This is a genomic window from Streptomyces sp. NPDC048643, from assembly GCF_040650615.1.
Classification (GTDB): domain Bacteria; phylum Actinomycetota; class Actinomycetes; order Streptomycetales; family Streptomycetaceae; genus Streptomyces.
On sequence record NZ_JBEZHO010000004.1, the window covers coordinates 1 to 10,794 of the forward strand.

Annotated in this window: 9 protein-coding genes; 4 read left to right on the forward strand and 5 right to left on the reverse strand. The window is 73.5% G+C overall.

All coding sequences use genetic code 11. The features are described 5' to 3' along the window. The first annotated feature begins 412 nt into the window (after positions 1-412). Both AB0C62_RS05345 and AB0C62_RS05350 read left to right on the forward strand, forming a co-directional pair. On the forward strand, positions 413-1,816 hold the full coding sequence (locus tag AB0C62_RS05345; RefSeq protein WP_362969742.1) for a sigma-70 family RNA polymerase sigma factor: 1,404 nt from the start codon (positions 413-415) through the stop codon (positions 1,814-1,816). Positions 1,817-1,997: 181 nt separating this feature from the next. Beyond that, a complete protein-coding gene (locus AB0C62_RS05350) occupies positions 1,998-2,774 on the forward strand; it encodes an SDR family oxidoreductase (RefSeq protein WP_362969744.1) in 777 nt (258 codons plus the stop codon). A 119-nt stretch (positions 2,775-2,893) separates the two neighbouring features. On the opposite strand, the gene pepN is transcribed toward AB0C62_RS05350, so the two are convergent. Next, positions 2,894-5,473 (reverse strand): aminopeptidase N, encoded by a 2,580-nt coding sequence (gene pepN / locus AB0C62_RS05355; protein ID WP_362969746.1) that lies wholly within the window; start codon positions 5,471-5,473, stop codon positions 2,894-2,896. 112 nt (positions 5,474-5,585) lie between these two features. Between pepN and AB0C62_RS05360 the strand changes: the two genes are divergently transcribed. After that, positions 5,586-6,062, forward strand: coding sequence for a DUF1203 domain-containing protein (locus tag AB0C62_RS05360; protein ID WP_362969748.1), 477 nt, complete (start codon positions 5,586-5,588; stop codon positions 6,060-6,062). Between the two features lie 37 nt (positions 6,063-6,099). Here AB0C62_RS05360 and AB0C62_RS05365 read toward each other — a convergent pair whose 3' ends face one another. After that, positions 6,100-7,098 (reverse strand): EamA family transporter, encoded by a 999-nt coding sequence (locus tag AB0C62_RS05365; RefSeq protein WP_362969750.1) that lies wholly within the window; start codon positions 7,096-7,098, stop codon positions 6,100-6,102. Positions 7,099-7,252: 154 nt separating this feature from the next. Here AB0C62_RS05365 and AB0C62_RS05370 point away from each other — a divergent pair, with 154 nt between their 5' ends. Then, on the forward strand, positions 7,253-7,750 hold the full coding sequence (locus tag AB0C62_RS05370) for a MarR family transcriptional regulator (protein WP_362969752.1): 498 nt from the start codon (positions 7,253-7,255) through the stop codon (positions 7,748-7,750). A 134-nt stretch (positions 7,751-7,884) separates the two neighbouring features. On the opposite strand, the gene AB0C62_RS05375 is transcribed toward AB0C62_RS05370, so the two are convergent. From AB0C62_RS05375 to AB0C62_RS05385, 3 genes are read right to left on the reverse strand one after another with little or no spacing between them, the layout of a single operon-like run. Next, positions 7,885-8,124, reverse strand: coding sequence for a hypothetical protein (locus AB0C62_RS05375; protein WP_362969754.1), 240 nt, complete (start codon positions 8,122-8,124; stop codon positions 7,885-7,887). Between the two features lie 57 nt (positions 8,125-8,181). Next, positions 8,182-10,353: a 4-alpha-glucanotransferase gene (gene malQ, locus AB0C62_RS05380; RefSeq protein WP_362969756.1), complete on the reverse strand. Its 2,172-nt coding sequence runs from the start codon at positions 10,351-10,353 to the stop codon at positions 8,182-8,184. Next, a complete protein-coding gene (locus tag AB0C62_RS05385) occupies positions 10,354-10,623 on the reverse strand; it encodes a hypothetical protein (RefSeq protein ID WP_081221567.1) in 270 nt (89 codons plus the stop codon). Positions 10,624-10,794: the final 171 nt, after the last annotated feature.

A 10,794-nucleotide genomic window follows, 5' to 3' on the forward strand; every position in this document is an offset into this window, starting at 1 on the left:
TTTTTCACTTATAGGGTGTTTCGAGTTCAGCAGTCGACCCTACCGCACGCGCCCGCCCCCCACCCCGCCCTCCCGCGTCCCCGCCCGTCTCGCGTCCCGGCTCTCCAACACCCCGGCCCGCCCCCGTCCGTGCCGCCCCGCCGGTCTCCCGGTCCCGCGACCGCCGTCTGCCTGGCATCCGGGGCGGCAGCCTCGGCGAGGTCTCCGGGCCACGCCGACGACAGACCCGCACCGCTCAGGGCACTCCCGTACCGCACGGACAGCGGGCCGGTACGGCAGTAGCCCCGCTTCGCACGAGCGGGGGTCCGCAGGGAGCGCACGCTCCTCCGTTGCGGCGCTTCCCCGGTGCGCCGGGGGGTCGAGCCGATACCGTCACGTCGTCCCCGCGTGACGAAAGAGCCCGGAGGTCCCCGTGGTCGCCGACACCGTGTGCCGCAGCTGTGGGAAGCCCCTGCCCGGGCGGGCCGGACGCACGGGGCGTTCCTTGGTGTACTGCTCGGCGGCCTGCCGGCAGAAGGCGTACCGGGGCCGCCGGGCGGCACCCGACGACACCGTGCGCGGACTGATCGACGCGATCGGCCGGCAGGTCGAGGACCTGGTGCCGCAGCCTCCGTCGGTCTTCTACTCCGGCGTGAGCGACCTGGCCTCCTCGGTCGGACGGCTCCGCCGCATCGCCCGGGTCGCCCGGGACTCCGCACAGGCCGGTTCCGTCACGCCGGCCGCCGTGACGGAACCGTCGGCCGCTCGTCCCCCCTCGGGACCGGCACCGGATTCCGTCACGCACGGGCGCGTGAGGCATGACCACGCGACGCGGGACTCCGAGACGGGCTCCGTCCTCGACGAGAGCGACTTCGCCGTGCTGGTCGAGCCGTACCGGCGTGAGCTGCGCGTGCACTGCTACCGGATGTCGGGGTCGTACGACGACGCGGAGGACCTCGTGCAGGAGACGTTCCTGCGCGCGTGGCGGGCCCGCGAGGGCTACGCGGGGAAGGCGAGCGTACGGACCTGGCTGTACCGGATCGCCACCAACGCCTGTCTGGACCTCCAGCGGCGCACGGCCCGCCGCCCGCAGCGCTACGAGCCGCTCCCCGGCATGAACCACGGCAGCGCCGAGCCTCCGGCCCGTGTCACCTGGCTGCAGCCCTACCCCGACGAGGACCTGCCCTCCGCCGAGGAGCAGCCGGACGCCCTCGCCGTCTCCAGAGAGACCCTGGAGCTGGTCTTCCTCGCCGCCGTCCAGCACCTGCCGGCCCGCCAGCGCGCCGTCCTGGTCCTGCGGGACGTCCTCGGGCTGTCCGCCGCCGAGACGGCCGAGGCCCTGGAGATGACGGTCGCCTCGGTCAACAGCGCCCTGCAGCGGGCCCGGCCCACGCTGCGCGACCGGCTGCCCCGCCGCCGCACCGAGTGGACCGCCGAGACCGACGCCCGCGAGCGGGAGGTCCTGCGCCGCTACATGGCCGCCGCCGAGAGCCTCGACCTCACGCAGTTCACCGGCCTGCTCGGCGAGGACATCGCTCTCACCATGCCGCCGAACCCGTTCTGGTTCGTGGGCCGCGACGCGATCACCGAGTTCCTGCGGATCAGCCTGGACCCCGCCTCCCCGATGTTCCTCGGGCACTGGCGCCACCTGCCCGCGCGAGCCAACGGGCAGCTCGCGGCCGGGGGTTACGTACGGCGGCCGGGTACGACGGTCTACCGCGCGCAGGTCCTGGACGTCCTGCGCATCGAGGGCGACCGCATCGTGGAGATCACGTCGTTCGAACCGCACCTGTTCCCCGCGTTCGGGCTGCCGCTGCGGCTCCCTGCGGACCGGTGAGCGGTGCGGTGAGCGGCCCGGTGACTCGTCCGCCGAGCGGTCCGCGCCGTAGGTCGGACGCCGACCGATGAGTGGGGCGGGGGCGTGACGTCTGTATGACCGACACGTAGGGCCGACCGGAACGGCCGGCCCTACGTGGACACACAGGCCCATACGGCGAACGAACCCTCAGGAGATCACCATGCTGCTCACCGACAAGACCGCGGTCGTCTACGGCGCGGGCGGATCCATCGGCGGCGCCGTCGCCCGCGCCTTCGCCCGCGAGGGCGCCCGTGTGCACCTGGTGGGGCGTACGGCCGAGACCCTGGAGACGGTGGCCAAGGACATCACGGCGGCGGGCGGGCACGCCGAGACCGCGGTGCTCGACGCGCTGGACGAGGCGGCGGTCGAGGCGCACGTCGCCTCGCTCGACGCTCTCGACATCTCCTTCAACCTGGTGACGCGCGGCGACGTGCAGGGCCTGCCGCTGGTCGACCTGTCCGTCGAGGACTTCGTACGGCCCGTCGAGACGGGCATCCGCACCAACTTCATCACCGCCCGCGCCGCCGCCCGGCGCATGGCCCGGTCCGGTTCCGGCGTGGTCCTCACCCTCGACAGCGGCTCCGCGCACGGCAGCCCGATGATGGGTGGCACCGGTCCGGCGGACGCGGCGATCGACACGCTGGTGCGGAACCTGGCGACGGAGCAGGGACCGCACGGCCTGCGGGTCGTCGGTCTGTGGGCGGCCGGGGTGCCCGAGACGCTGACCCGGGAGAAGCTCGCCGCCGTCGACAGCAACATGAACCTGGACGACGCCGCCCTCCAGGGGCTGCTGGCGAACCTCGCCGGGATGCGGATGACCCGCCGCAACCCGACCCTCGCCGAGATCGCCGCCACCGCCGCGTTCCTCGCCTCGGACCTGGCGGGCGGCATCACGGGCACGTTCGTCAACGTCACGGGCGGAATGGTCCCCCACTGAGCGGCACTGACCGGCCTCTGCCACGGGCGGGAGGACGACGGCGGGCGGGAACGCGACGGCGGGCGGGGAGACCGGTTCGGTCTCCCCGCCCGCCGTCACGGTTTCCCGTCGGGCACGACCTAGGCGGTCGCCCCCCGCGCGTCGGCCGCCTGGGCCTTCAGCGCCCGCTCGACGCCGGAGCGGGACTCCGAGACGAGGCGGCGCAGGGCGGCGCTGGGCTCGGCCGAGGCCAGCCACGCGTCCGTCGTGGCGAGGGTCTCCTCGGAGACCTGCACGGACGGGTAGAGGCCCACGGCGACCTGCTGCGCGATCTCGTGCGAGCGGCCGTCCCAGATCTCCTTGACCACGGCGAAGAACTTGTCCGTGTACGGGGCGAGCAGTTCGCGCTGGTCGGTCTGCACGAAGCCGCCGATCACCGCTTCCTGCACGGCGTTCGGGAGCTTGTCGGACTCGACGACCGAGGCCCAGGCCTCCGCCTTCGCCTCCTCGGTCGGCCGGGCCGCCCGCGCGGTGGCCGCGTGCCGCTCACCGGCGGCCGTCCTGTCCCGCTCGTACTCGGCGGCGATCTCCGCCTCGTCGAAGCGGCCGACGGCGGCGAGCCGCTCCACGAAGGCCCAGCGCAGCTCGGTGTCCACGGCGAGGCCCTCGACGGTCTCGCGGCCCTCGAGGAGCGCCTCCAGGAGGTCGAGCTGCTCCGGCGTGCGGGCGGTCGCCGAGAAGGCGCGCGCCCAGGCGAGCTGGTGGTCGCTGCCGGCCTCGGCCGCCCGCAGGTGGGCGAGCGTGGCGTCGGTCCAGCGGGTCAGCAGCGCCTCGCGGGCCGTCGGGTCGGCGTACAGCTCGATCGCCAGCTTCACCTGACGGTGCAGCGACTGGACGACACCGATGTCGGACTCCTTGCCGATGCCGGACAGCACCAGGGCGAGGTAGTCGCGGGTGGGGAGCTCGGCGTCACGGGTCATGTCCCAGGCCGACGCCCAGCACAGGGCGCGCGGCAGGGAGGACTCGAAGTCGCCGAGGTGCTCGGTGACGAAGGCCAGCGAGTCCTCGTCGAGGCGGACCTTGGCGTACGAGAGGTCGTCGTCGTTGAGGAGGATCACGTCGGGGCGGCGCTTGCCGACGAGCTGCGGTACGGCGGTCAGCTCCCCGTCCACGTCCAGTTCGACGCGCTCGCCGCGGACGAGCTTGCCGCTGTCCGCGTCGAGGTCGTAGAGGCCGACCGCGATGCGGTGCGGGCGCAGCGTGGGCTCGCCCTGGGCGCCGACGGGCAGCGCCGGGGCCTCCTGGCGGACGGCGAACGAGGTGACGACACCGTCGGCGTCGGTCTCGATCTCCGGGCGCAGGATGTTGATGCCGGCGGTCTGGAGCCACTTCTGCGACCAGGTCCCGAGGTCGCGTCCGGAGGTCTGCTCCAGCGCGCCGAGGAGGTCGGACAGGCGGGTGTTCCCGAAGGCGTGGGCCTTGAAGTAGGCCTGGACGCCGCTGAAGAACTCGTCCATGCCGACGTAGGCGACGAGCTGCTTGAGGACCGAGGCGCCCTTGGCGTACGTGATGCCGTCGAAGTTGACGAGCACGTCGTCGAGGTCGCGGATCTCCGCCATGATCGGGTGGGTGGAGGGCAGCTGGTCCTGCCGGTAGGCCCACGTCTTCATCGAGTTGGCGAAGGTGGTCCAGGAGTGCGGCCACCGGCTGTCCGCGTGGTGGGCCTGGCAGGCGATGGAGGTGTAGGTGGCGAACGACTCGTTCAGCCACAGGTCGTTCCACCACTCCATGGTCACGAGGTCGCCGAACCACATGTGGGCGAGCTCGTGCAGGATCGTCTCGGCGCGCAGCTCGTAGGAGGCGTCGGTGACCTTCGAGCGGAAGACGTACTGGTCGCGGATGGTGACCGCGCCCGCGTTCTCCATCGCGCCCGCGTTGAACTCGGGCACGAAGAGCTGGTCGTACTTCTTGAACGGGTACGCGTAGTCGAACTTCTCCTGGAACCAGTCGAAGCCCTGCCGGGTGACCTCGAAGATCGCGTCGGAGTCGAGGTACTCGGCGAGCGAGGGACGGCAGTAGATGCCCAGCGGCACGGACTGCCCGTCCTTCTCGTACACGCTGTGCACGGAGTGGTACGGGCCGACGATCAGCGCGGTGATGTACGACGAGATCCGGGGCGTCGGCTCGAAGGCCCAGACGTCGTCCTTGGGCTCCGGCGTCGGCGAGTTGGAGATGACCGTCCAGCCGGACGGCGCCTTCACGGTGAACTGGAAGGTCGCCTTCAGGTCCGGCTGCTCGAAGGACGCGAAGACACGGCGGGCGTCCGGCACCTCGAACTGGGTGTAGAGGTAGGCCTGCTGGTCGACGGGGTCGACGAACCGGTGCAGACCCTCACCGGTGTTGGTGTACGCGCAGTCCGCGACGACACGGACGACGTTGCGCCCCTGCAGCAGACCGGGCAGGGCGATCCGCGAGTCCTCGAAGACCTGGGCCGGGTCGAGCGGGTCGCCGTTGAGGGTGACCTCGTGGACGGTCGGGGCGACCAGGTCGATGAACGACTCGGCGCCGTCCTCGGCGGAGTCGAAGCGCACCGTGGTCACGGACCGGTAGGTGCCGCCCTCCTGCGCGCCGGAGAGGTCGAGATCGACCTCGTACGAGTCAACGGTGAGCAGCTTCGCGCGCTGCTGCGCCTCTTCGCGGGTCAGGTTTGTGCCAGGCACGCGGTCATCTCCTCGTTATGTGTGGGTTGCGCCATCCTTCCACGGGACCCACACGGAAGGCGATGTCCGTTTCCCGCCGGTGCCCGGCCCGCGCGGGCGCGAGCCTGGAGCCATGACGACGTACACCGCACGGCCCATCCCCCCGACCGTCCTGAAGGAGCTCCGCGACAGCGACGACGCCGGTCGTCCGGCCGTCCCGCTGACCGACCCGGAGGGCGGCGCACCGCTGCGCTGCTGCCTGCGCCGCAGCGAACCCGGCGAGCGCATCGCCCTCGTCTCGTACGCCCCGCTGCGCCGCCGGGCCGCGGAGACCGGCACCGAGCCGGGCGCGTACGACGAGCAGGGTCCGGTCTTCGTCCACGCCGACGACTGCGCCGGTCCGGCCGACGGGGACCTCCCCTTCACGAACGCCCACCGCGTCCTGCGCCGCTACTCGGCCGAGGGCCACATCCTGGGCGGCCGGCGGGTGGAGACCCCGGACGCGTTCCAGGAGGCCTTCAGCGCGGCCTTCACCGACCCCGAGGTGGCCCTCGTCCATGTGCGGGCGGTGGAGTACGGCTGCTTCCTGTACGCGGTGGAACGGGGCTGACGGGGCCCACCCGGAGGCGAGGCGTCCGCCCGGGGTCCTACCGTCGCGGGCCGGGAGCCGTCAGGTCCGTCGGATCCTTCCGACCGTTCTCTTCGGGGGAAGCGAAGGGCCGGGAGGTCCGCCGGGCGTCCTGGACCTCGACGGCGGAGGGGGCGGCGACCACGGTGGCGGGCCCGCGGGTCCTCAGCTGGCCGAGGACGGTGGCCCCGAACGCCAGCCCCATGCCCGCCAGTTGCAGCGGGGTCAGGGTCTGTCCCAGAGCGGCCCAGCCGATGACCGCGGCGGTCAGCGGCGAGAGCGGGCCGAGGAAGGTGACCTGCGTGGCGGTCAGCCGGCCGATGCCGCGGAACCAGAGCCAGTACGCGACCGCGGTGTTCGCCAGCGCGAGGTACAGGTAGCCGCCGACCGCACGGCCGTCCAGGGCGGGCGGGGCCCCCTCGACGACGAGGGCGACCGGCACGATCAGCAGCCCACCCGCCGTCAGCTGCCAGGCGGTCAGCGCGAGCGGGCCGACCCCGTCGGGCCGGCCCCAGCGCTTGGTGAGCACGGTGCCCGCGGACATCGAGGCGGTGGAGGCGAGCGCCGCGAGGACCCCGACGGGGTCGAGGGCGCCCGCGGCCTTCAGGACGACGAGGCTGACCCCGAGCGCGGCGGCGACGCCGGTGAGGAGCGTGCGGAGGGTCGGCCGGTCGGCGAGCAGCAGCACGGAGAGGCCCGCCACGAACAGCGGCCCGATCGATCCGACGACGGCCGCCATGCCACCGGGCAGCCGGTACGCGGAGAGGAACAGCAGCGGGAAGAACGCGCCGATGTTCAGCGCGCCCAGCACGGCCGCCTTCCCCCACCAGACGCCCCGCGGCAGCACCCGGGCGAGCGCGAGGAGCAGCAGCCCCGCGGGCAGGGCGCGCAGCGCGGCCGTGAACAGCGGTCGGTCGGCGGGCAGGAGCTCCGTGGTGACCGCGTAGGTGCTGCCCCAGGAGACGGGGGCGAGCGCGGTGAGCGCGGTCAGGGCGAAGCGGTTCGCTGTCGTGGCCATACAATTAGCTTAGCGCTAAGTTAATTAGATACAAGATGCTTGATGCTGATCGACTTGGCGGCGACCCGCTCGCCGCTCATCCACTTGCCGACGACCCACTCCCTTCCGAGCTACTTTCTTGCGGGCCACCCGCGACGCGGCGGATACTCGCCCCATGAGCACCCCCCAGGACCCCGTCGACGCGATCATCGAGCAGTGGGCCGCGGTCCGGCCGGATCTCGACACCGCGGCGATGGAGGTCTTCGGGCGCGTGTTCCGGATCTCGCGGGCGCTGGGAGACCGGATGGAGAAGGCGTACGCGCGGTACGGCATCTCACGCGGGGAGTTCGACGTCCTGGCGACCCTGCGCCGCTCCGACGCCCCCTACACGCTCTCGCCCCGCGAGCTCTCGGCCACGCTCATGCTCACCACCGGCGGGATGACCGGACGGCTGGACAAACTGGAGCGCGCCGGGCTGCTCCGCCGGTCCCCCGATCCGCACGACCGGCGCGGCCTGCAGGTCACCCTGACGGACGAGGGTCTGCGGCTGATCGACGAGGCGGTGGGCACGGGGCTCGCGGTCCAGACGGCCGCGCTCTCGGCACTCGACGGCGACCAGGCCGCCCAATTGGCCGCCCTGCTGCGCCCGTTGCTGGCCGCGGCCACCGACTGAACCTCCGCCTCAGCGTCCGGGGCACAGCCCGCGCGGCCCGCGGAGAGCCCCCGCGCAAACGCGTCGAGGGAGTTCCCGCCCCCGGTGGGTGTGGGAACTCCCTCGACGGAGAGAGACGGTGGGGCGAGCGGCGCTCAGCCCTGCTTCGGCTGCTTGTGGGACTTGTCCAGGACCATCACCAGGCCGGCGATGATCAGGAACAGCACGATCGGTGCCGCGACATAGAGACCCAGCGTGTCGAGCACGCTCAGCCCGTTGCCGGGGTCGTCACCGTCGTCGCGGGTCAGCGCGAGCGCGGGGGACGACATGAGCAGCATCATCAGCGTCGTACCGGCGGCCAGGGCACCGGCGCGCAGAGCGTTCTTCTTGTCCACGGAGCAAACGTAGCGAACACCCGAAGGACGCGCGCGCCCGGGGGTGCCGTACGGAGGTCACGGCCCCCCTCCCGATGCCTGCGCGGGTCCGCCGCCCTGGTCGCCGCCCCCGATCCCGCCCGGGCCGCTCTCCGCCCGGACGACCTCCAGGAGGGCGTGCAGCCGGGGTGACGCGGCGAGGTCCTCCAGGGTCACCGGACGGCCCTCCGCGTCGGCGACGGGCAGCCGCCAGTTGGGGTACTGGTCCCAGGTGCCGGGCAGGTTCTGCGGGCGCCGGTCCCCGACGGCGTCCGGCAGCCAGACGCCGATCATGTGGGCCGGGGTGCGCAGCAGGAAGCGGTGCACGGCCTGGATCTCGGCCTCCTCGGCCGACGCGGGGCTGCCGCCGGTCGTGCCGTGCAGCAGCCCGAGCCGGGACAGCAGGGCGAGCCACTCCCGGGTGTCCGCCGCGGCGGCCGCCCGCTCCTCGGCGAGCGAGCCGAGCAACAGACCGAGACTGGCGCGCAGTTCGACGTGTTCACCGGTGAGCCGGGCCGCGGTGGACGGCAGGTCGTGGGTGGTGACGGTGGCCAGACAGTCGGCGCGCCAGCTCTCGGGAGGCAGCGGATGCCCGTCGCCCTCCCAGTCCCGCTCGAACCACAGCACGGATGTGCCGAGCACACCGCGCTCCTGGAGCGTCTCGCGCACCCCCGGTTCGACCGTGCCGAGGTCCTCGCCGATCACCAGGGTCCCGGCCCGTGAGGCCTCCAGGACCAGGATCGCGAGCATGGCCTCGGCGTCGTAGCGGACGTAGGAGCCCTCCGTGGGCGGCTGTCCCTGGGGGACCCACCAGAGCCGGAACAGGCCCATGACGTGGTCGATGCGCAGCGCGCCCGCGTGCCGCAGGAGGGCACGCAGGAGGCGGCGGTAGGGGGCGTAGCCGGAGGCGGCGAGCCGGTCGGGCCGCCAGGGCGGCAGACCCCAGTCCTGGCCGCGCGCGTTGAAGGCGTCCGGGGGCGCGCCGACCGACATGCCGGCCGCGAAGTGCTCCTGCTGCGCCCAGGCGTCGGCCCCGTCCGGGTGGACTCCGACGGCCAGGTCGTGGACGAGGCCGACCGCCATGCCCGCGTCGCGCGCCGAGCGCTGGGCGGCGGCGAGCTGGGCGTCGGTGAGCCAGGCGAGCCGACTGTGGAAGTCGACGCGGTCCATCAGCTCGCCGCGCGCGCGGGCCGTCTCCGGCGAGCGGGGGTCGCGCAGGCCCGCGGGCCAGGAGCGCCAGTCGGAGCCGTGCACCTCCGCGAGCGCGTACCAGGTGGCGTGGTCCTCCAGTGCCTGGCCCTCCTCGGCGAGGAAGTCGGCGTAGGCGGCCCGCCGGCCGGGGCCGAGCGGAACGGCGCGCACCGCTTCCAGTGCCTCGCGCTTGAGTTCCCAGACGGCGTCACGGTCGATCAACGCGCCCTTGCGCAGAACGGATTCGCGCAGTTGCTCGGCCCGCTCCAGCACCGTGCGCAGCCGCTCGGGGTCCTCGACGTACGGGTACTCGGGAACGTCCTCGACGCGCAGGTGCACCGGGTCGGGGAAGCGCCGGGAGGAGGGCCGGTACGGGGAGGGGTCGGTGGGATGACCGGGCACGGCCGCGTGCAGCGGGTTGACCTGGACGAATCCGGCGCCGAGCGCGCGCCCCGCCCAGGCGGTCAGCTCGGCGAGGTCCCCGAGGTCGCCCATGCCCCAGGAGCGGCGGGAGAGGAGGGAGTAGAGCTGGACGAGCAGGCCGTACGTGCGTCCGGGCGGCGCGGGCAGCCGGGTGGGGGCGACGACGAGGTGGGCGTCGGCGGTGCGGCCGTCGGGCGCGGTGGCGTGCAGCGTGTGGACGCCGGGGGGCAGACCCTCGGCGGAGGCGCGGGCCTCACCCTGTTCGGTGGTGACGCGCAGCCGGGTGCCCTCGGGCAGCGCGTCGAGCCCGGCGGGGGCCAGGCCGCCCCAGCAGACCACGGTCGGCGGCAGCAGGCGCCGGGCCGCTTCCGCCTCGTGGCGGGCGAGGGAGGCGGTGACGGCGTCCGGGGTGCTCGCGTCGACGCCGAGGGCGGCCAGGATCGCGACGAGTGCGGCGTCCGAGGCGGCGACGGTGCGGTCCGGGGAGGGGTTGTAGGCGGGGGCGACGCCGTGCAGTTCGGCGAGCCGGGACAGGGGTGTCCGCGGTGCCGGCTCCGATGGCGTCCGCTGCGGCTCGGCGGGCCCACTCGATGCCATCTAGAACCCCGACGCGGCGCCGGTGGAGGTGGGCTCGCTCGTCAGGTGCGCGGCGTCGGCCAGCGGGGGCTCGCTGGTCAGGGGTTCCGCGTCGGGCAGCGGGGGTTCGCTGGTCAGCGGCAGCTCCGTGCAGGCGCCTTCCGCGCTGAGCAGGCAGAGGTCGGCGGCCTCGGGCTCGGCGGACGCGCGTCCGCCGCGCTGGCCGGGGAAGGACGGCTCCGCGTCGCGTTTGGACAGGGCCGAGAGAAGCAGGTGAGCCGATGCGGCCACGGGGGCCTCCTTGGTCGAGTCGGGTACGGCTTCCGAGGGCATTCCGGCGGTCGGTGGCGTGCCGTCGCCGGAGAGGCATGCCCAGGTGGTCACCGCAGCCCTACCCAGTGGGCGCGACGGCAGACGTACACGGACGAACAACGTGCTTCTGGTCACACTCCGCCGCCTTCC

Bases quoted from the DNA above. Each gene is read 5' to 3' on its own strand.
- AB0C62_RS05350 (WP_362969744.1), top strand. From the start codon at position 1,998: ATGCTGCTCACCGACAAGACCGCGGTCGTCTACGGCGCGGGCGGATCC.
- AB0C62_RS05360 (WP_362969748.1), top strand. From the start codon at position 5,586: ATGACGACGTACACCGCACGGCCCATCCCCCCGACCGTCCTGAAGGAG.
- AB0C62_RS05365 (WP_362969750.1), bottom strand. From the start codon at position 7,098: ATGGCCACGACAGCGAACCGCTTCGCCCTGACCGCGCTCACCGCGCTC.
- AB0C62_RS05370 (WP_362969752.1), top strand. From the start codon at position 7,253: ATGAGCACCCCCCAGGACCCCGTCGACGCGATCATCGAGCAGTGGGCC.
- malQ (WP_362969756.1), bottom strand. From the start codon at position 10,353: ATGGCATCGAGTGGGCCCGCCGAGCCGCAGCGGACGCCATCGGAGCCG.